This window comes from Streptomyces sp. NPDC088197 (assembly GCF_044741185.1).
Lineage (GTDB): Bacteria > Actinomycetota > Actinomycetes > Streptomycetales > Streptomycetaceae > Actinacidiphila.
This window is the reverse complement of the sequence record NZ_JBIUSD010000003.1, coordinates 532,106-550,627: the sequence shown is the minus strand read 5'-3', so window position 1 is coordinate 550,627 and position 18,522 is coordinate 532,106. Positions and strand designations below refer to the sequence as shown.

The window sequence follows — 18,522 nt, the reverse complement described above, 5'->3', positions numbered from 1 at the left end:
ACCGACGGCAACCGTCTCCCGCAGCCCCAGCCCAGGACCCAGAGCTACCCAAAACCGAGGCTCAGACACAAGCGCTCACCTGCGCGGAACTCCATGCGTCGGAGGTCACGTTCCTGCAGGTCAACAAATCTGTCGGGTGTCCGGGACCGCGAGCTTCGCGGACATCCTGCATCACGGTATGCCCCCACGGTGACGCACCGGCAGCACGCTGCGGGCGGGCTACGTCATCAACTCGATGTGCGGATGTTCGGCATTCGCCGTGCAGACGAACAGATGCTGCCGGTAGCCGCTGCCTATCTGGACCCCGGTCGCGTTGTAGCCGCGGTGGCCCGGGTACGGTCCGGCACCGGGGTGGGGGTGCGGAGACCAGCTGTTCCCGGCGTCGTCCCCTTCCTCGAACGTGGCGACGGTCATCAGGACCTCCATACGGGTACCGCACTCGGAGCAGCGTTCCGGGTCGGGGTCGGTGGAGTCCCAGGCGGGCCAGCCGCCGACCTTCCAGCCGGGTGCGTTGGACAGCGCGCAGTCGTAGTACGTGTCCGGGTCCATGTCCTCCTCCGCCGCCTGCGGCACGTCCCACTGCCTGATCCGCTCCCGCAGTTCTTCGCTCAGCTCCAGATGGTCGGGATACTCGGTGATCTGCTCCGGTTCGAGCACGCTCGGCTCCGGCAGATAGCCGTCGAACTGCACTGCGGGCGGCTCGGGGGGCGTGTCGAGGACGTCGGTGACAGCGGCTGCCGAACGCCAGACGAGCAGGGTCCTGGGCATGATCGGATGATCGAAGGGGCACCACAGCACCTGCAGAAGGTCCTTGCCCTCCGGCGGCCGCAGATCGGGCACGTCGCGTGCGTACAGTTGCGCGACGGGCAGCATCTCTATGGGGCCGTCGTACGACTGGACCGCCAGCCACATTGGACGCGTCCGAGGGGGCCGGATCCGTTCAAGGGCTTCCCGTTCCTCGGCGTTCAGGTCCCGGCCGTACGCGCCGGCGAAGATCCGGCGTTCCTGCCGCAGATCCGCTGGGGACCGGACCGGGTTGACGCCGTCCACCACATGCGGTTCCTCGCAGTACGGCCACGGCTCGTCGGCGGGCCACAGCAGCGGCCCGCCGATCGAGCTGTCGTGCCGCGTCGGCGCACCGGGACGGGGGTGCAGGCGGGTCGCCGTGCGGGCCAGTGGGGCCAGTTCGGGAAAGACCGCGACAACGTCGATCGGCCGTGGCGGAGTGACGGGAGTGACATTCATGGCCGCAATCTTGCCAATCTCCTCTGACAACGGCCTTCGTGGCCCGCCCCGCGAAGAGCTCCGGCACGGGTGCCACCCGGGAGAAGCCCTACCACCGGTCCGCCGCCGGAAGATGGCCCGCGAACAGGTCCACGATCGCCGCGTGGCTGTCCGTCCACGCGCGCGATTCGTCGCCACGTACCACTTCCATTCGGGTGCTATGAGATACCTTGGCGCGCCGCAAACCCGGCCGGGAGCTGCATCCACAGAGCTCGGGCTCCCATCCACCCCCTCGGCCCACCCCCGCCGGACCGTTGGACGCCGACGTACCCGAGCCCACCCCCCTTCCCCGGCCACCCCCACCGGACAGGCGGGCGCCGACGGACCGGAGGGGTCGGTGCGGGGTGCCCCCGCAGGGGGACGAACGGGCAGGGGCAGAAGCAGGCGCAGGTGGCCGCAGGTTCGTCGCCCGAGGAGGTGCCCCGGGCCGGGACCGACCAGGCACAGGCGGCACCCGCAGACGAAGAAAGCACCCGCACGGGTGGGCGGGTGGGCGGGAAAGACAAGCCGCACAGCGGCGACCCGCAAGCGGCGGATAGCATGCACACGACCCGTATCCGTACGAAAAGGGGGCCGCCACCATGGCGGGAGAGCCGCAGGCCAACTGCCTGTTCTGCAAGATCGTGGCCGGCGAAATCCCCGCGACGATCGTGCGTGAGACCGAGACCACCGTCGCCTTCCGCGACATCAGCCCCCAGGCCCCGACCCACGTCCTGGTGATCCCCCGCGTGCACTACCCGGACGGCGCCGCCCTGGCGGCGGCCGAACCCCTGGTGGCCGCCGACGTGCTGCGCGAGGCGGGCGAGGTCGCGGCGCAGGAGAAGGTCGACACGACGGGCTACCGGATCGTCTTCAACACCGGCCCCGGCGCCGGACAGACCGTCTTCCACGCGCACGCCCACGTGCTCGGCGGGCGCGACCTCCAGCGGCTGGTCTGAGGTCCGGCCTTTGTCGGTACGCGAACTGGTCGTCCTCGGCACCGCCAGCCAGGTGCCGACCCGGCACCGCAATCACAACGGGTACGTCCTGCGCTGGGACGGCGAGGCGATCCTCTTCGATCCCGGCGAGGGCACCCAGCGGCAGATGCTGCACGCGGGCGTCGCGGCGCACGACCTCACCAGGATCTGCGTCACGCACTTCCACGGCGACCACTCGCTGGGCCTGGCGGGTGTGCTCCAGCGGATCAGCCTCGACCGCGTCCCGCACCCGGTCACCGCGCACTACCCGGCCAGTGGGCAGCGCTTCTTCGAGCGGCTGCGGTACGCCACCGCCTACCACGAGGCCGCCGACCTGCGCGAGGCGCCGGTCGCGGCCGACGGGGTGCTCGCGACGACCCCCGCCTTCACGCTGGAGGCGCGCCGACTCTCCCACCCGGTCGAGTCGTACGGCTACCGGCTCGTCGAACCCGACGGCCGCCGGATGCTCCCCGAGCGGCTGGCCGAGCACGGTGTCGCGGGTCCCGACATCGCCCGGCTGCAACGCGACGGCGGTCTCAACGGCGTCACGCTCGACCAGGTCAGCGAGGTGCGGCGCGGCCAGCGCTTCGCCTTCGTCATGGACACCCGGCTGTGCGACGGGGTCCACGCCCTCGCCGAGGGCTGCGACCTGCTGGTCATCGAGTCGACCTTCCTGGACGAGGACGCGGGACTGGCCGCCGACTACGGCCATCTGACGGCCGGTCAGGCCGCCGCCGTCGCACGGGACGCGGGCGTACGGCACCTCGTCCTCACCCACTTCTCGCAGCGCTACGGCGATCCCGCCGTCTTCGAACGGCAGGCGAGGACGGCCGGTTACCAGGGCGAGCTGACCGTCGCCCACGACCTGATCCGCGTCCCGGTCCCGCGCCGCCGCTGAGCCCGAACCCCCTGAAAGCGAACCCCGCCATGCCCCCCATCCCCAAGGCCGAACTGCACCTGCACATCGAGGGCACCCTGGAGCCCGAGCTGGCCTTCGAACTCGCCGCGCGCAACCGGGTCGCGCTGCCGTACCCGACGGCCCAGGCACTGCGGCAGGCGTACTCCTTCACCGACCTCCAGTCCTTCCTCGACCTGTACTACGCGCTGATGGCCGTCCTGCGCACCGAGGAGGACTTCGCCGAGCTGATGGGCGCGTATCTGGCGCGGGCGGCGGAGCAGGGCGTACGGCACGCGGAGGTGTTCTTCGACCCGCAGGCGCACATCGCGCGCGGGGTGCCGATCGGGACGGTCGTGGAGGGCCTGGCCGGGGCGCTGGAGCGCGAGGGGCGGCGGCACGGGATCAGCGGCGGCCTGATCATGTGCTTCCTGCGGGACGAGTCCGAGCGGTCGGCGCTGGACACCTTCGAGGCGGCGCGCCCGTACTTCGGCTCGGGCGCCGGCCCCGGCCTCATCACCGGCGTCGGCCTGGACTCGGCGGAGGTCGGGCACCCGCCCGCGAAGTTCCGCGAGGTGTACGAGCGGGCTGCGGCGGCCGGGCTGCGGCGGGTCGCGCACGCGGGGGAGGAGGGGCCGCCCGCGTACATCGGCGAGGCCCTCGACGTGCTGGGCGTGGAGCGGATCGACCATGGCATCCGCTGCCTTGAGGACCCGGCGCTGGTGGCCAGGCTGGTCCGCGAACAGGTGCCGCTGACGGTCTGCCCGCTGTCCAACGTCCGGCTGCGCTGCGTCGGTTCACTGGCCGCCCACCCGCTGCCGCGCATGCTCGCGGAGGGCCTGCGCGTCACCGTCAACTCCGACGACCCCGCCTACTTCGGCGGCTACGCGGACGACAACTTCGCGGCGGTGCGCGCCGCCCTCGCTCTCACCGAGGAGGACGAGCGCACCCTGGCCCGCAATTCGTTCCTCGCCGCCTTCCTCGACCACGACGAGCCGCGCAGGGCGGCGTGCCTGGCCGAGGTGGAGGCGTACGCGTTCGGCTGACGCCTCTTCGCGTCCTACGGCAGGAAGTACATCGGGTTCGGCAGCTTGAAGGACTTGTCCGCGTAGCCGCCGGTCAGGTCGCTGTACTGGTCGCCGAAGTTGCCGACGATGTTGTAGCCGAGCGACTCGATGTGCTTGCGGGTACCGGACTTGTACTCGATGGTCGTGCACGTCGAGCCGCACGGCAGGTACGACGGCGGGCTGGCCGCGTTCTTCAGGTAGAGGTGTGCGGCGTCGGCGGCCGGCTTGTAGCCGACGGCGGCCAGATTCCGTACGGTGTCGGCGCGTTGGGCCTCCGGGCGGCCGGTGACCCAGAAGACCGTGATGCCCTGGTCCGCCGCCCAGTTGGTCAGCTTCTCCATGCCGAAGACGGCGTCCATGTTCTTGTTCGCGATGTACGCCGAGTTGCTGGCGGGCGTGTAGGCGAAGCCCACCTCCAGCTCGTAGTTGTACGTGTTCAGGCTGGTGTCGTCGACGTCCAGCACGATGGCGGGCTTGGCCGCGTGGCCGCCGTGGCCGCCGTGGCCGACCTCGTGGGCCAGATACTGCTTGGCCTTGGCCTCGATGCCCGCGACCTGCTTGGCGTAGTTGCTGCTCGGCGACGCGAAGTGCTCGCCCGAGGCGTCCACGGTGTCGCCGTAGTACGCCTTGATCTCACTGACCACGTCGGTGAGGTTGGGGATCTGCTTGTCGCTGCGCGGCACGGAATCGTGGGCGCCGGCGACGCCGACTCCGTAGACCGTGGCGCCCAGCGACGCCGCGACCACGGCGACGGCCAAGGTGCGGGTGCGGGCGGAGAGTCGGGCTCGGGGCATGACGGTGCTCCTTCAACGCTCGGTTGGTGCCGGTGAACCTAGACCCGTCGATCCTGGCTGGTCAAGGGAGGTCTACGCGCGTGGCACCGAGCGCGGGTTCCGTCAACTCGTTTCCCTTGAGTTAACCCGCAGTTCAGAGGCCGTTGCGCCGGGCGGGCCGGGCGGGCCGGATGGGCCGGATGGGCCGGGCGGCCCGGATGGGGCCGGCCGGGCGCCCGCCCGTCAGCGTCGGCCGTCGTCGGGGAGCGCCGCCGCCAGGATTCGCGCCGCGACCGCCGGGGAGTCCACCAGCGGGTGCAGCGCGAGCGCCCGCAGCGCGGCCCGGCGCGAACCGGTGGCCGCCGCCTCGATCGCCGCCCGCTCCACGGCCTTCAGCTCCAGCATCAGCCCCGCCTGGTGCTCGTCCGGCGCCGCCACCGGCAGCGGCCTCGCCCCGAACGCCCCGACCTCGCACGGCACTTCGACCACGGCCTCCGGGTCGAGGAACGGCACCGCCCCGCCGCCCGGCACATTGAGGATCAGCGTCGTCCGCTCGTCCCGCGCGATGGCCCGCATCAGCGCGAGCGCCACCCGGTCGTAACCGCCGCCGTCCAGATCGTGCGGGTCGCGCTCCCAACCGCCGGACGCGGCACGGCTGTCCGCCATGTACGTCTCCTCGCGCTCCAGCCGGGTCCGCTCCCACAACTCCTGCGCCCGGCCCGGCTGTTCATCGGCCGCGACGAAGAACGCGCCCTGCTGCCGGTCCAGGAACTCACCGCGCGTGGCGTCCGCGGCGCGCACCGCGGCCAGCGACTCGCGCCGGAAGTAGTAGTAGTGCAGATACTCGTTGGGCAGCGCGCCCAGCGCGCCCAGCCACTCGGGGCCGAAGAGCCGGCCCTCCTCGAAGGTGCCGAGTGCCGCCGGGTCGGCCAGCAGGCCCGGCAGCAGGTCCGTACCGTCGACCGTCAACTTCCGCAGCCAGCCGAGGTGGTTGAGGCCCACGTAGTCGTAGCCGAAGCCCGGTCCGTCCGGGTCCGCGCCAGCCGCCCGCGCCGCCCGCCGCACCAGCCCCACCGGCGAGTCGCAGATCCCGATCACCCGCGGGCCCAGCACCCGGCTCATCGCCTCGGTCACCATCCCGGCCGGATTCGTGAAGTTGATGACCCACGCGTCCGGCGCCACCGCCTTGACCCGTTCCGCCACCGCCGTCGCGACCGGCAGCGTCCGCAGCCCGTACAGCACCCCGCCCGCGCCGACCGTCTCCTGGCCCAGCACGCCCTCGGCCAGCGGCACCCGCTCGTCCGAGACGCGGCCCGCGGTACCGCCGACGCGGATCGCCGAGAAGACGAACCGCGCTCCGCGCAGGGCGTCGTCCAGGTCCGTCGTCGCCCGCACCGGCGGGCCGCCCGGCATCGTCGCCAGCACCGCCGTGATCACCCGCAGCCGCCGCGGGTCCGTGTCGTACAGCACGACGTCACTGACCGTGGGGTCGTCGAGCAGGGCTCGGTACACGAGGGGGACGCGGAAGCCGCCGCCTCCCAGAATCGTCAGGCGCATGCGCGGTGACCTTCCGTCCTGCCTGGCTGATGTCGTCCCCCGGATCTTCCCCCGGCGGGGGCTCGCCGCGCCCACCGGCCCCGCGGTGCGGCAACCGACATCAGGTGGCGGTACGTGCAGCCCCGGGCGCGGACGCCGTGGCACAGTGACGGGATGGACGACATGCCCGTTCTCGACCCCCTCGGCACGCTCCGCGCGGCGGGCGACCCGGCGACCGACGTCTACCTGACCGGCACCGTGTTCCTGGACATCATCTTCACGGGACTGGACAGCGCGCCCGTACGCGGCACCGAGTCGTGGGCGCGGGGGATGGGTTCGAGCCCCGGCGGGATCGCGAACATGGCGACGGCGCTGGCGAGGCTCGGGCTGCGGACGACGCTGGCGGCGGCGTTCGGGGACGACGTGTACGGCGACTACTGCTGGGACAGCCTGTCGTCGGGCGAGGGCATCGACCTGGCGCCGTCGCGGCGCATCCCCGGCTGGCACTCGCCGGTGACGGTGTCGATGGCGTACGAGGGCGAGCGGACGATGGTCAGCCACGGGCACGAGGCGCCGCCCGCGCAGGAGTCGGTTCCCGCCTGCCCGCCGCCCGCGCGGGCGGCGGTGGCGTCGCTCGGGCACCACGGCAGGGCGGGCGACCAGGAGCGGGACCAGGAGTGGATCGGGGCCGCCGCCGCCTCGGGGACGAAGGTCTTCGCGGACGTCGGCTGGGACGAGACCGGCCGCTGGGACCCGGCAGACCTGGATGGGCTACGGCACTGCGCCGCGTTTCTGCCGAACGCCGAGGAGGCCATGCGGTACACCCGGACGGCCTGCCCGCGCGAGGCCGCCAGGGCCCTGGCCGAACGGGTGCCGCTCGCGGTGGTGACCCTCGGCTCCGAGGGCGCCTTCGCCGTGGACTCCGGCAGCGGAGAGACGGCCGAGGTGCCCGCCCTGATCGTGGAGGCCCTGGACCCCACGGGCGCGGGCGACGTCTTCGTCGCCGGATTCGTGACCGGCACGCTCGCCGCCTGGCCGCTGGCCGACCGGCTGGCCTTCGCGTCGCTGTGCGCGGCGCTGTCCGTGCAGGAGTTCGGCGGCTCGCTGTCCGCGCCCGGCTGGGCCGAGATCGCCGCCTGGTGGCAGCAGACGAAGGCGCGGGCGCGGGCCGCCGCGGACCCGGGCCCCTGCGACCCCGCCTCCCCGCTCGGCCGCTACGCCTTCCTCGACGCCCTGCTGCCCACCGACCCCCGGCCCTGGCCGCTGCGCCGCGCGGTCCCCACCGTCGGCTTCCGCCCCGCCTGAGCCCCGGCCCGCGGGCCGCTCCCCGCACCCCCGCGAGCCGCTCCCCGCACCCCCGCCCGGACCCTCGCCCGCGCTCCTGCCCACGCGGCTCCCCGTGCCCCTTCCGCCGCGGGCACACCGCCAAATCCCCTCGGCGGGCGCGGCGCGGCGTCGTACGCTTGGAACCCCCAGGCCCCTCCGGGCCTGCCGATCAGCAGAAAGCGGGATGAGCAGGCCCTAGCGCCGGCCCATGACTCAGACACCGACCAAGCAGCAGCCGCAGCCGCCGCAGCAGGCGCGCGCCCACTTCGTCGTACCGGCCAAGCACCCCATGGTGACCGTCCTGGGATCGGGAGACGCTCTCCTCCGCGTGATCGAGCAGGCGTTCCCGGCCGTCGACATCCACGTCCGAGGCAACGAGATCAGCGCCGTCGGCGAAGCCCCCGAGGTGGCCCTGGTCCAGCGGCTCTTCGACGAGATGATGCTGGTGCTGCGCACCGGCCAGCCGATGACCGAGGACGGGGTGGAACGCTCCATCGCCATGCTCAGGGCCAACGGCACGGCGGTCGACCCGGACGCGGAGACGCCCGCCCAGGTCCTCACGCAGAACATCCTGTCCAGCCGCGGCCGCACGATCCGCCCCAAGACGCTCAACCAGAAGCGGTACGTGGACGCGATCGACACCCACACCATCGTCTTCGGCATCGGCCCCGCGGGCACCGGCAAGACCTACCTGGCCATGGCCAAGGCCGTCCAGGCCCTCCAGTCCAAGCAGGTCAGCCGGATCATCCTCACCCGCCCCGCGGTCGAGGCCGGCGAACGCCTCGGCTTCCTGCCCGGCACCCTCTACGAGAAGATCGACCCGTACCTGCGCCCGCTCTACGACGCCCTGCACGACATGCTCGACGCCGACTCCATCCCCCGCCTGATGGCAGCGGGCACGATCGAGGTCGCCCCGCTGGCATACATGCGCGGCAGGGCGCAGCCGGTCTTCACGAAGGTGCTGACACCGGACGGTTGGCGTCCGATCGGCGACCTCCAGGTCGGTGACCTCGTCGTCGGATCCGACGGCGAACCGACCCCGGTTCTCGGTGTCTACCCGCAGGGCGAGAAGGACATCTACCGTGTCACGGCCCAGGACGGGGCTTCGACACTGGCCTGCGGGGACCACTTGTGGACGGTCAGGACGGCTTCGGACAAGCGCCGCGACAAGCCGTGGCGAGTCCTGGAGACCAAGGAGATGATCGGCAGCCTCCGCGCGGCCCACGCCCGCCGGTATGAGCTTCCGTTGCTCACGGCGCCGGTGTGCTTCCCGGAGCGCGACGTCCCGATGGACCCGTACGCCCTCGGTCTCCTACTCGGAGACGGGTGCCTCACCGGCTCCACCACACCGTCGTTCGCCACCGCCGACCCGGAACTCGTCACCGCTCTGGAAGCCGCGTTGCCCGGCGTGACCGTCCGGCACATGGGCGGGCCTGACTACACGCTCAACCGTGTCAGGACACCCGGCGATGTCATCACCACCGTGAACCCGGTGACCGCGGCGCTGCGCACCCTTGACCTCCTCGGCAACACGTCGGGCTCGAAGTTCGTGCCGGACAGTTATCTCAACAACTCCGCCGAGATCCGGCTGGCCCTGCTCCAAGGTCTGCTGGACTCCGACGGAGGGCCGGTCACTCAGTCGGATCGCACCTGCCGTATCCAGTACACGACGACATCGATCCTGCTCAGGGACGATGTCATCGCGCTGGTCCAGTCGCTCGGCGGAGTCGCGTACACCCGTCGACGTGCGGCCGAGGGCCGGAAGCCCGGAAGGGCCGGGGGACGGGACATCCAGCACCGCCGGGACGCCCACATCATCGACATCCGGCTCCCCGAGGGCATCGAGCCCTTTCGGCTGGCCCGCAAGCGCGACACGTATGACGCGGCCGGCGGGGGTGGCCGCCCCATGCGGTTCATCGACAGCATCGAGCCCGCGGGCCGTGAGGAAGCGGTGTGCATCCAGGTGGCGGCGGCCGACTCGCTCTACGTCACCGAGGACTATCTGCTGACGCACAACACGCTCAATGACGCGTTCATCATCCTCGACGAGGCGCAGAACACCAGCGCCGAGCAGATGAAGATGTTCCTCACCCGGCTCGGCTTCGACTCGAAGATCGTCATCACCGGTGACGTGACGCAGGTCGACCTGCCGAACGGGACGAAGAGCGGGCTGCGGCAGATCCAGGACATCCTCACCGATATCGAGGACATCCACTTCTCCCGGCTGACGAGCACGGACGTGGTGCGCCATAAGCTGGTCGGACGCATCGTGGACGCCTACGAGCGCTACGACGACAGCATCGCCGGCGCGACCGGTGCCAACGGAAAGTAACCACTTCACCATCATGGCGATCGACGTCAACAACGAGTCCGGCTGGGAGATCGACGAGCGGGCGGTCCTGGACGCCGCCCGCTACGCCCTTCAGCGCATGCGAATCCACCCGCTCTCCGAACTGTCGGTGATCGTGGTGGACGCCGACGCCATGGAGCAGCTCCACATGCAGTGGATGGACCTGCCGGGGCCGACGGATGTCATGTCCTTCCCGATGGACGAGCTGCGTCCGGGGAAAGAGGACGAGGAGCCGTCGCAGGGGCTGCTCGGCGACATCGTGCTCTGCCCCGAGGTCGCCAAGAAGCAGGCGGAGGAGGCGCCGACGAAGCACTCCATGGACGAGGAGCTGCAACTGCTCACCGTCCACGGCGTCCTCCACCTGCTGGGCTACGACCACGAGGAAGCCGACGAGAAGGCCGAGATGTTCGGTCTGCAGAAGGCCATTCTGGACGGCTGGCGCGACGAGCAAGGGGCCGAGGGCCCGTCGCCCGCGCCCACCACCCACTGACGCCGACGGTGACTTCCGCATGATCGTCTCCGCTGTTGTCCTGGTCGTCGTCGCCTGGCTCGCCGCCTGCGCCGAGACCGCCATCGCCCGCGTGTCCCGCTTCCGCGCCGAGGACGCGCTGCGTTCCGGCCGCAAGGGCGCCGCCAATCTGCTGGCCGTGGCCTCCGACCCGACCCGTTACCTCAATGTCGCCCTGCTGCTGCGGGTCGGCTGCGAGACGGCCGCGGCCGTCCTGATCACCGTCGTGTGCGACCGGCACTTCGACAGCACCTGGGAAGTCCTCGCCGTCGCGATCGGCGTCATGGTGCTCGTGTCGTACGTGGCCGTCGGCGTCTCGCCGCGCACCATCGGCCGCCAGCACCCGATGAACACCGCGACCGCCGCCTCGTACGTCCTGCTGCCGCTGGCCCGCGTCATGGGCCCGGTGCCGGGGCTGCTGATCCTGCTGGGCAACGCGGTGACGCCCGGCAAGGGCTTCAAGCGCGGCCCGTTCGCGAGCGAGGCCGAGCTGCGCGCGATGGTGGACCTCGCGGAGTCCGAGTCGCTGATCGAGGACGAGGAGCGCCGCATGGTGCACTCGGTCTTCGAACTGGGTGACACCATCGTCCGCGAGGTGATGGTGCCGCGGCCCGAACTGGTCATGATCGAACGGTTCAAGACGATCCGTCAGGCCATGACGCTGGCGCTGCGCAGCGGCTTCTCCCGTATCCCGGTGACCGGGGAGAGCGAGGACGACGTCGTCGGCTTCGTCTACCTCAAGGACCTGGCGCGCCGGGTGCACATCAACCGGGAGTCGGAGTCCGAGCCGGTCTCGACGCTGATCAGGCCCGCGTCCTTCGTGCCCGACACCAAGAACGCCGGGGACCTGCTGCGCGAGATGCAGCAGGAGCGCAACCACGTGGCCGTGGTGATCGACGAGTACGGCGGGACCGCCGGGATCGTCACCATCGAGGACATCCTGGAGGAGATCGTCGGCGAGATCACCGACGAGTACGACCGCGAGACGCCCCCGGTCGAGGAGTTGGGCGAGGGCTCGTACCGCGTCACGGCCCGCCTGGACATCGGCGACCTCGGTGACCTGTACGGGGTGGAACTCGACGACGACGACGTCGAGACGGTGGGCGGGCTGCTCGCCAAGTCCCTCGGCCGGGTCCCGATCCCCGGTGCCACCACGGTGGTGCCGCTGCCGGAGGACGGGTCGGGCGACCGCGGTACGGCCGCGCTGCGGCTGACGGCCGAGGCGCCCGCGGGCCGCCGCAACCGTATCCACACCGTCCGGGTCGACCCGGTCGCGGAGGTCCCGGCCTCCTGAGATCCCCGGGCTCCTGAGACCCCCGGGCTCCTGAAACCCCCGGGCTCCTGAGGACGGTCGGCCGGTCAGGGGCGGGTGCGCTCGGCGAGGAAGCGGCGGGCGTGGGCGAGGAACGCCTTGGCGGCGGGGGACGCGCCCGCGTGCTCCCGCCAGGCCAGCGCCAGCCGGGAGCGGACCGCGGGCCGGGTCAGCGGCAGGACGCGCAGGCCGGGGCGTGAGGCGGCGAGACCGGCCGGCAGGAGCGCGACGCCGAGGCCGCGCTCCGCGAGGGCGGCGAGGACTTCCGGGTTACCCGCCTCGAAGGCGATCCGGGGCGTGAAGCCCGCCGCCGCGCACGCGGTGTCGACGGCGGCCCGCAGCCCGGTGCCGGTGGGCAGGACGATCAGGGGCCGCCCGTCGAGCGCCTTGACGGGCATGGCCCGGCGCCCGGCCAGCGGGTCGCCGGGCGCGACGGCCGCCACCAGCGCGTCGTCGATGACCGTCTGCGTCCCGATGCCCTCGGGCGGTTCCCCGGCGATCCCGGCGAAGGCCAGGTCGTAGCGCCCGTCGCGCAGCCCGGCCAGCAGCCGGTCCGAGGTGTCCTCGCCGAGCGTGATCTCCACGCCCGGATACGCGTCGTGGAAACCGGCGAGCATCCCCGGCACGTCCATGTCGGCGCCCAGCGAGGTGACGGTGCCGATCGCGACCCGGCCGCGTACCAGCCCGGTCAGCTCCTGCGCCGCCAGCCGCGCCCCGGCGACGGCGTCGAGCGCGGCCCGCGCGTACGGCAGCACCGCACGCCCGGCCTCGGTGAGCCGCACGGTACGGCCCGAGCGGTCGAACAGCGGCTGCCCCAGCTCCCGTTCGAGCTGTCTGACCTGCGCGCTGATCCCCGGTTGCGCCACGTGCAAGGCGGTCGCCGCCCGGGTGAATCCCGCCTCGTCGGCCACCGTCACGAAGTATTCGAGCTGCCGCAGTTCCATAACCGGACATGCTAGCTCGCAGAAGATCCAGATCTTGGAATTATGGACGGGGGCCGTCGAGAATGGACAGCGGGGGAACCGAGGAGCACACGAGGGAGCGCCACACCATGACCGAGAACCGCGCTTGCGCCACCCACCCGGAGGACATCGCCCGGCTGTTCGTGGAGCGGGTCAACTCCGGTGACCTGGAAGGGATTCTGGAGCTCTTCGAACCGGACGCGGTGGTCGCCTTCCCGATCGACCGCCCGTCGCGGGGCACGGCGGCGCTGCGCGAGCTGTACGCGGGGCTGCTCGCCGCCGAGCCGGTCTTCGAGGTCGAGGAGCCGCTGCCCACCTTGATCAGCGGTGACCTCGCGCTGACCTCCACCCGCCCGAAGGACGGCACGGGTGGCCGGGTCCAGGTCGCCCGCCGCCAGCCGGACGGCCGCTGGCTGCGCGTCCTGGACCGCCCGGAGAGCTGAGCCCTGGCCGCTCAGACCCCGGCGGTACGGCTTCGGCCGAGCCCCACCGCGACCATGACCGCCACCGCGAGCAGCACGGCCGCGTCCACCGCCAGCGCCAGGTGGATACCGGACAGCAGGTGCGCCCGGCTGGACGCCAGCGCGGAGAGCAGCGGGATGCCGACCGTCAGACCGATCTGCTGACTGCTCGTCACCAGTCCGGTGGCCAGGCCCTGTTCGTGGTCCGGCAGCCCGGACGTCGCGGTGATCCCGTACGAGACGATCACCCACAGGTGGCCGACGCACGCCAGCGTGACCCCGGCCATCGCCAGCCACGTGCAGGAGGAGCCGGGGCCGAGCAGGACCAGCACGGCGGTCAGCGCGCCCTGCACGACCAGACCGGCCAGCAGCGTGCCGCGGGTGCCGATCCGGCCGATCACCCGCGCCGCGGTCATCCCCGTGACGGCCGCGGCCACGCCCTGGACACCGAAGACCAGGCCGGTGCGGAACGCCGACAGGCCGCGGATCTCCTGGAGGTAGAGGGTGAGCAGGAAGACCACCGTGCTCATCATCGAGAAGGTGGCGAGCCCGGCCAGATTGCCCCAGGCCACCGTGCGTCGGCGCAGCATCGGCAGCGACACCAGCGGCTCGGCGGCCCGCGACTCCACCGCCACGAAGGCGGCCAGCAGCGCGACGCCCAGCACCAGGGCGGCGATCACGTCGGCGCCGCCGAAGCCGCGCTGCGCGGCCGTGGACAGCGCGTAGATCACCGCGAGCAGCCCGCCGGTCACGGTGACCGCGCCGGGTACGTCGATCCGCGGGCGGCGCGGGTGCCGCGACTCGGTGAGCAGCGCGGGCGCGGCGGCCAGGACGAGGACGCCCGCGGCGGCCAGCAGCGCCATCGTGGACCGCCAGCCGAAGGCGTCGGTGAGCGTGCCGCCCATCACCATGCCGATGGTGAAGCCCAGCGACAGCAGCGTGCCGCTGATCCCCAACGCCCGCTCCCGCAGCGGCCCTTCGGGGAAGGTCGTGGTCAGCAGCGACATGCCGGTCGGCACCACGGCCGCCGCGCCCAGGCCCTGAACGGCCCGCGCGGCCAGGAAGGCCGCCGGGTTCCAGGCGAGGGTGGCCAGCAGCGAGGCGGCGGCGAAGACCGCGAGACCGGTCAGGAACAGCCGGCGCCGCCCGTACAGGTCGGCGATCCGGCCGAAGAGCAGCAGGAATCCGCCGGACGGCAGCGCGAAGGCGGTCACCGCCCACTGGAGATTGGCCCTGCTCATACCGAGGTCGGAGCCGAGGACGGGCAGCGACACGTTCAGGATGGAGAAGTCCAGGGAGATCATGAACTGGGCGGCGCAGAGCACGAGGAGCACCAGCTTGGCGCGTATGCCGAGGTGTTGGGGAGCCGGGGCGCGCAGGGCGCCCGTCGTGCCCGAGGCGGGGCCCGAGGCGGGGCCCGTGCCGGGGCCCGAGGCGGACGTGCTCGAAGGGGACGCGGTGGTGTCGGTTGCCATGCGACCACCTTCCGGCGATCCCCGGGCCGGTGGGGAGCCGCCCTTTATGCTGGTGGCCGGACCACCAGCCAGGCCGCAGGCCGAGGGGGAGCGAGTGGAACAGACCGTGTCCGCGCCGTTGTCGTCGAAGCCGCACCGCCGCCGGGAACTGCGGGACTTCCTGATGGCCCGCAGGGCCCGGATCTCGCCCGCGCAGGCCGGACTCCCGGACGGCGGCGCCCGGCGCCGCACACCGGGGCTGCGCCGCGAGGAGGTCGCCGTGCTGGCCGGGGTCGGCGCGTCCTGGTACCAGTGGCTCGAACAGGGACGCGACATCACCGTCTCCCCGCAGGTCCTCGACGCGGTCGCGCGCGTGCTGCGCCTGACCGGTCCGGAGCGGCGCCATCTGTACGTGCTCGCCGGGCTCAATCCGCCGCTGCCGGAAGCGGTGCCCGACGCCGACTTCTGCGAGGGGCTCTACCGGCTGATCGAGTCCTGGTCGCCGTTCCCCGCGCACATCATGGACGCCTACTGGAACATCCTGGCGTTCAACGAGCCGGCCCGGCAGACCTTCGCCTTCACCGCGCGCGACACCAACTGCCTGGTCAGCTTCTTCACCGACCCCGTCTACCGGGGCCGCGCCGACCGGCACGCGACGCTGGCGGCGACCATCGTCGCCCAGTACCGTGCCGCCGCCTCGGAGTACCCGGACGACGAGGGCTTCCACCGGATCGTCTCCGAACTGGCGGCGGTCAGCACGGAATTCGCCGAGCTGTGGGCGCTCGGCGACGTCCAGCCCAGCGGTCAGCTCATCAAGGAGCTGAGCCACCCGCTCGTGGGCGACCTCCACTTCGAGAGCACCCAACTGCGCATCCCGGCCCGCCCCGACCTCACCATCGTGATGCACAATCCGCTGCCGGACACCGAAACCGCCGCCAAGCTCCAGTGGCTGGCGTCACCGGAGCAGCGGCGCGGGTCGTTCCGCTCGGTGGACGAGCGGGCGAGCTGACCGCTGGGGCCTGAGGATTTCCGGGCCCGCGGGTCCCTCGGACGGCTCCGGATCGTCGGGGTCTCGGGCACTCGGGACCTCGGGCTCTCGGGCACTCGGGACCTCAGGCTCTCGGGACCTCGGGCACTCGGGACCTCAGGTGCCGAAGGTGCCGATCATCGAGACCAGGTTGGCGCTGGCCGCCTGGATCGACGTGGCCAGGCTCGTGTCCGCCAGATAGAACCCGAAGGCACCGCAGACGAGAGCGTGGGTCGCCTTCATCGAGCCCTTCCGCTTCAGGAAGAAGGCCGCGACGGCGAGGACGATGACGAAGGGCAGGTGCAGAAGCATCGAATCACCTCAGACGAGGAGGACTGCACGACCCACGCTAAGGGCGGTTCGCTGTCCGCGCATCTTCGGCCACCCAGGGTGACGACACCGGGGCCCACCTCCGCGAAGGCGCGTGCGGGGCGGCGGATAAGGTCGGCGCATGAGCGATGCGACCGTGGACCCGGAAGACCGGAAACTCATCACGTTGGCCCGGTCGGTCCGTGCCCGTAACGGTGCGCCGGAAGGCGCGGCGGTACGGGACGAGATGGGCCGGACCTATGTGGCGGGCCCCGTGGCGCTGGCGTCGCTGAATCTCAGCGCGCTCCAGACGGCGGTGGCGATGGCGGTGGCGAGCGGGGCGACCTCGCTGGAGGCGGCCGTCGTGGTCACGGCGGAGACCGCCGCCGCGGACCGGGACCGCGCCGTCGTCGGGGACCTGGGCGGCCCGGCCACGCCGGTGATCCTCGCGGCCCCGGACGGCACGGTCCGGAGCACGGTCACCGCGGGCTAGGGGTCGAAGGGGCCGTTCGTGATCCGCCGGACAGGCCCTGGGGCCTGTCCGGCGCGCCGGGACGCACGCTAGAGCGCGTCGGGTCCGCGCTCCCCGGTCCTGACCCGTACGGCCGTCTCGACCGGCACCGCCCACACCTTGCCGTCACCGATCTTGCCGGTGCGGGCCGCGGCCACGAGCGTCTCGATGACGGCCTCGACGTCGGCGTCCTCGACCAGCACCTCCACCCGGGCCTTGGGGACGAGGTCGACCCGGTACTCGGCGCCGCGGTAGACCTCGGTGTGGCCGCGCTGGCGCCCGTAGCCGCTGGCCTCGGTGACGGTGAGGCCGTGCACGCCCATCTCCTGGAGTGCGGTCTTCACGTCGTCCAGTTTGAACGGCTTGATGACCGCGGTGACCAGCTTCATCCGAGGGTGCTCCTGTCCGGGACGTGAGCAGCGGCCTTGTGCGCGGGGAGCGACGTGCCGTGCGTCAGTACGCCGTGATCGTAGGCGGTCTCGGCGTGCACGGTCAGGTCGAGGCCGGTCCGTTCTTCCTCCTCGCTCGCCCGGAAGCCCATCAGCCGGTCGATCGCCCGCCCGATGCCGTACGTCACGGCGAAGGCGTACGCCCCGACCGCCGCGACCGCGACGGCCTGTCTGCCGAGCTGGCCGAGGCCGCCGCCGTACAGCAGGCCCTCGGGGCCGCCGGTCATGGTGGCGGTGGCGAGCAGGCCGATGAGCAGGGTGCCGACCACGCCGCCGACGAGGTGGACGCCGACCACGTCGAGCGAGTCGTCCACGCCCCAGCGGAACTTCCAGCTCACGGCGTACGAGCAGAGCACCCCGGCGCAGAGCCCGACGACCAGCGCGCCCACCATGTCGACGCTGCCGCAGGACGGGGTGATGGCGACGAGACCGGCGACCGCGCCGGACGCGGCGCCCAGGGTGGTGGCGTGCCCGTCCCTGCGCTTCTCGACCAGCAGCCAGCCGAGCAGCCCGGCGCAGCCCGCCGCCTGGGTGTTGACGAAGGCGGCGGCGGCCAGGCCGTTGGCGCCGAGCGCGGACCCGGCGTTGAAGCCGAACCAGCCGAACCAGAGCAGGCCCGCGCCGAGCAGCACCAGCGGCAGATTGTGCGGGCGCATCGAGTCCTTGCGGAAGCCGAGCCGGGGCCCGAGCACGATCGCCAGCGCGAGCCCGGAGGAGCCCGAGCACACCTCCACGACGGTGCCGCCCGCGAAGTCCAGCGCGCCCAGTTCGCCGACGATCCACCCGCCGGTGCCGAACACCCAGTGCGCGACGGGTACGTATACGGCCAGCGTCCACACCAGGACGAACACCACCCACGCGCCGAACCGCGCGCGGTCCGCGACGGCGCCGCTGATCAGCGCGGCGGTGACGATCGCGAAGGTGAGCTGGAAGGCGGCGAAGAGCAGGGTCGGCACATGGCCGGTGACGGTCGTCGGGGTGATGCCGTGCATCCCGAGGTGGTCCAGGCCGCCGATCAGGCCGAGGCCGCCCGCGTCGGGGCCGAAGGCGAGGGTGTAACCGGCGGTCAGCCAGACCACGGTGACCAGCGCGATCGACACGAAGCTCATCATGAACATGTTGAGGACGCTCTTGCTGCGGACCATGCCGCCGTAGAAGAGCGCGAGGCCGGGGGTCATCAGCAGGACCAGCGCGGTGGCGGCCAGCAGCCAGGCGGTGTCGCCCGCGTCGACCGCGGGTTGACCGGCGGACAGGAGCAGCACGGGGGAGTCCCTTCCATGGACGGCTGGGGAAGAGCGTCACGGGCGCGTATTTCCGGTTGTGGGCATACGTGTTTCCGCCG

18 protein-coding genes are annotated in these 18,522 nt (G+C 72.1%); 10 read left to right on the top strand and 8 right to left on the bottom strand.

Annotated features, from left to right (window positions below):
• Window positions 1-219 precede the first annotated feature (219 nt).
• Window positions 220-1,245 carry a hypothetical protein gene (locus ACIOC1_RS10910; protein ID WP_401853346.1) on the bottom strand — a complete coding sequence of 342 codons (1,026 nt, stop codon included), beginning with the start codon at window positions 1,243-1,245 and terminating at the stop codon, window positions 220-222.
• Window positions 1,246-1,865: 620 nt separating this feature from the next.
• On the opposite strand from ACIOC1_RS10910, the gene ACIOC1_RS10905 reads away from it, so the two are divergent.
• The 3 genes from ACIOC1_RS10905 to ACIOC1_RS10895 are packed head-to-tail and all read left to right on the top strand — an operon-like array spanning window position 1,866 to window position 4,181.
• A complete protein-coding gene (locus ACIOC1_RS10905) occupies window positions 1,866-2,222 on the top strand; it encodes a histidine triad nucleotide-binding protein (protein WP_355344491.1) in 357 nt (118 codons plus the stop codon).
• Window positions 2,223-2,232: 10 nt separating this feature from the next.
• Window positions 2,233-3,138, top strand: a complete 906-nt coding sequence (locus ACIOC1_RS10900; RefSeq protein WP_391160282.1) for a ribonuclease Z — start codon at window positions 2,233-2,235, stop codon at window positions 3,136-3,138.
• A gap of 29 nt (window positions 3,139-3,167) precedes the next feature.
• Window positions 3,168-4,181: an adenosine deaminase gene (locus ACIOC1_RS10895; RefSeq protein ID WP_355344496.1), complete on the top strand. Its 1,014-nt coding sequence runs from the start codon at window positions 3,168-3,170 to the stop codon at window positions 4,179-4,181.
• A gap of 14 nt (window positions 4,182-4,195) precedes the next feature.
• Here the strand turns inward: ACIOC1_RS10895 and ACIOC1_RS10890 are convergent, their stop codons facing one another.
• Both ACIOC1_RS10890 and ACIOC1_RS10885 read right to left on the bottom strand, forming a co-directional pair.
• Entirely contained in the window at window positions 4,196-4,996 is an 801-nt protein-coding gene (locus tag ACIOC1_RS10890) for an HAD family acid phosphatase (RefSeq protein ID WP_401304435.1), read from the bottom strand.
• A gap of 222 nt (window positions 4,997-5,218) precedes the next feature.
• Complete coding sequence (locus tag ACIOC1_RS10885; RefSeq protein WP_401853341.1) at window positions 5,219-6,532, bottom strand: 6-phospho-beta-glucosidase; 1,314 nt, start codon at window positions 6,530-6,532, stop codon at window positions 5,219-5,221.
• 153 nt (window positions 6,533-6,685) lie between these two features.
• Here ACIOC1_RS10885 and ACIOC1_RS10880 point away from each other — a divergent pair, with 153 nt between their 5' ends.
• From ACIOC1_RS10880 to ACIOC1_RS10865, 4 genes are all read left to right on the top strand, one after another.
• Complete coding sequence (locus ACIOC1_RS10880) at window positions 6,686-7,816, top strand: PfkB family carbohydrate kinase (protein WP_391047496.1); 1,131 nt, start codon at window positions 6,686-6,688, stop codon at window positions 7,814-7,816.
• Between the two features lie 229 nt (window positions 7,817-8,045).
• Window positions 8,046-10,169 carry a PhoH family protein gene (locus ACIOC1_RS10875; RefSeq protein WP_401853339.1) on the top strand — a complete coding sequence of 708 codons (2,124 nt, stop codon included), beginning with the start codon at window positions 8,046-8,048 and terminating at the stop codon, window positions 10,167-10,169.
• A gap of 13 nt (window positions 10,170-10,182) precedes the next feature.
• Window positions 10,183-10,677: an rRNA maturation RNase YbeY gene (gene ybeY, locus ACIOC1_RS10870; protein WP_355344834.1), complete on the top strand. Its 495-nt coding sequence runs from the start codon at window positions 10,183-10,185 to the stop codon at window positions 10,675-10,677.
• A 19-nt stretch (window positions 10,678-10,696) separates the two neighbouring features.
• A complete protein-coding gene (locus tag ACIOC1_RS10865; protein ID WP_391047492.1) occupies window positions 10,697-11,989 on the top strand; it encodes a CNNM domain-containing protein in 1,293 nt (430 codons plus the stop codon).
• Window positions 11,990-12,054: 65 nt separating this feature from the next.
• Here the strand turns inward: ACIOC1_RS10865 and ACIOC1_RS10860 are convergent, their stop codons facing one another.
• The gene (locus ACIOC1_RS10860) at window positions 12,055-12,951 is read right to left on the bottom strand and encodes a LysR family transcriptional regulator (RefSeq protein WP_401853335.1); all 897 of its coding nucleotides are present in this window, start codon (window positions 12,949-12,951) and stop codon (window positions 12,055-12,057) included.
• A gap of 107 nt (window positions 12,952-13,058) precedes the next feature.
• Here ACIOC1_RS10860 and ACIOC1_RS10855 point away from each other — a divergent pair, with 107 nt between their 5' ends.
• Window positions 13,059-13,412 carry a YybH family protein gene (locus ACIOC1_RS10855; protein WP_401715454.1) on the top strand — a complete coding sequence of 118 codons (354 nt, stop codon included), beginning with the start codon at window positions 13,059-13,061 and terminating at the stop codon, window positions 13,410-13,412.
• Between the two features lie 11 nt (window positions 13,413-13,423).
• Here ACIOC1_RS10855 and ACIOC1_RS10850 read toward each other — a convergent pair whose 3' ends face one another.
• The gene (locus ACIOC1_RS10850) at window positions 13,424-14,905 is read right to left on the bottom strand and encodes an MFS transporter (protein WP_401853331.1); all 1,482 of its coding nucleotides are present in this window, start codon (window positions 14,903-14,905) and stop codon (window positions 13,424-13,426) included.
• Window positions 14,906-15,068: 163 nt separating this feature from the next.
• Here ACIOC1_RS10850 and ACIOC1_RS10845 point away from each other — a divergent pair, with 163 nt between their 5' ends.
• Entirely contained in the window at window positions 15,069-15,893 is an 825-nt protein-coding gene (locus ACIOC1_RS10845) for a helix-turn-helix domain-containing protein (RefSeq protein WP_391160609.1), read from the top strand.
• 135 nt (window positions 15,894-16,028) lie between these two features.
• On the opposite strand, the gene ACIOC1_RS10840 is transcribed toward ACIOC1_RS10845, so the two are convergent.
• Complete coding sequence (locus ACIOC1_RS10840) at window positions 16,029-16,223, bottom strand: hypothetical protein (protein ID WP_355344517.1); 195 nt, start codon at window positions 16,221-16,223, stop codon at window positions 16,029-16,031.
• Between the two features lie 139 nt (window positions 16,224-16,362).
• Between ACIOC1_RS10840 and ACIOC1_RS10835 the strand changes: the two genes are divergently transcribed.
• Window positions 16,363-16,713 (top strand): cytidine deaminase, encoded by a 351-nt coding sequence (locus ACIOC1_RS10835; RefSeq protein ID WP_355344520.1) that lies wholly within the window; start codon window positions 16,363-16,365, stop codon window positions 16,711-16,713.
• A 68-nt stretch (window positions 16,714-16,781) separates the two neighbouring features.
• On the opposite strand, the gene ACIOC1_RS10830 is transcribed toward ACIOC1_RS10835, so the two are convergent.
• The gene (locus tag ACIOC1_RS10830; protein WP_355344523.1) at window positions 16,782-17,120 is read right to left on the bottom strand and encodes a P-II family nitrogen regulator; all 339 of its coding nucleotides are present in this window, start codon (window positions 17,118-17,120) and stop codon (window positions 16,782-16,784) included.
• Window positions 17,117-18,442 (bottom strand): ammonium transporter, encoded by a 1,326-nt coding sequence (locus ACIOC1_RS10825; RefSeq protein ID WP_391047480.1) that lies wholly within the window; start codon window positions 18,440-18,442, stop codon window positions 17,117-17,119. Before ACIOC1_RS10825 ends, ACIOC1_RS10830 begins: the two co-directional genes overlap by 4 nt.
• Window positions 18,443-18,522: the final 80 nt, after the last annotated feature.

What these genes read in the sequence shown, in the direction of transcription:
- ACIOC1_RS10860 (WP_401853335.1), bottom strand. Translation starts at nt 12,951, where the DNA reads ATGGAACTGCGGCAGCTCGAATACTTCGTGACGGTGGCCGACGAGGCG.
- ACIOC1_RS10905 (WP_355344491.1), top strand. Translation starts at nt 1,866, where the DNA reads ATGGCGGGAGAGCCGCAGGCCAACTGCCTGTTCTGCAAGATCGTGGCC.
- ACIOC1_RS10850 (WP_401853331.1), bottom strand. Translation starts at nt 14,905, where the DNA reads ATGGCAACCGACACCACCGCGTCCCCTTCGAGCACGTCCGCCTCGGGC.
- ACIOC1_RS10830 (WP_355344523.1), bottom strand. Translation starts at nt 17,120, where the DNA reads ATGAAGCTGGTCACCGCGGTCATCAAGCCGTTCAAACTGGACGACGTG.
- ACIOC1_RS10895 (WP_355344496.1), top strand. Translation starts at nt 3,168, where the DNA reads ATGCCCCCCATCCCCAAGGCCGAACTGCACCTGCACATCGAGGGCACC.
- ACIOC1_RS10890 (WP_401304435.1), bottom strand. Translation starts at nt 4,996, where the DNA reads ATGCCCCGAGCCCGACTCTCCGCCCGCACCCGCACCTTGGCCGTCGCC.
- ACIOC1_RS10855 (WP_401715454.1), top strand. Translation starts at nt 13,059, where the DNA reads ATGACCGAGAACCGCGCTTGCGCCACCCACCCGGAGGACATCGCCCGG.
- ybeY (WP_355344834.1), top strand. Translation starts at nt 10,183, where the DNA reads ATGGCGATCGACGTCAACAACGAGTCCGGCTGGGAGATCGACGAGCGG.
- ACIOC1_RS10880 (WP_391047496.1), top strand. Translation starts at nt 6,686, where the DNA reads ATGGACGACATGCCCGTTCTCGACCCCCTCGGCACGCTCCGCGCGGCG.
- ACIOC1_RS10835 (WP_355344520.1), top strand. Translation starts at nt 16,363, where the DNA reads ATGAGCGATGCGACCGTGGACCCGGAAGACCGGAAACTCATCACGTTG.
- ACIOC1_RS10840 (WP_355344517.1), bottom strand. Translation starts at nt 16,223, where the DNA reads ATGCTTCTGCACCTGCCCTTCGTCATCGTCCTCGCCGTCGCGGCCTTC.
- ACIOC1_RS10865 (WP_391047492.1), top strand. Translation starts at nt 10,697, where the DNA reads ATGATCGTCTCCGCTGTTGTCCTGGTCGTCGTCGCCTGGCTCGCCGCC.
- ACIOC1_RS10845 (WP_391160609.1), top strand. Translation starts at nt 15,069, where the DNA reads ATGGCCCGCAGGGCCCGGATCTCGCCCGCGCAGGCCGGACTCCCGGAC.
- ACIOC1_RS10875 (WP_401853339.1), top strand. Translation starts at nt 8,046, where the DNA reads ATGACTCAGACACCGACCAAGCAGCAGCCGCAGCCGCCGCAGCAGGCG.
- ACIOC1_RS10910 (WP_401853346.1), bottom strand. Translation starts at nt 1,245, where the DNA reads ATGAATGTCACTCCCGTCACTCCGCCACGGCCGATCGACGTTGTCGCG.
- ACIOC1_RS10885 (WP_401853341.1), bottom strand. Translation starts at nt 6,532, where the DNA reads ATGCGCCTGACGATTCTGGGAGGCGGCGGCTTCCGCGTCCCCCTCGTG.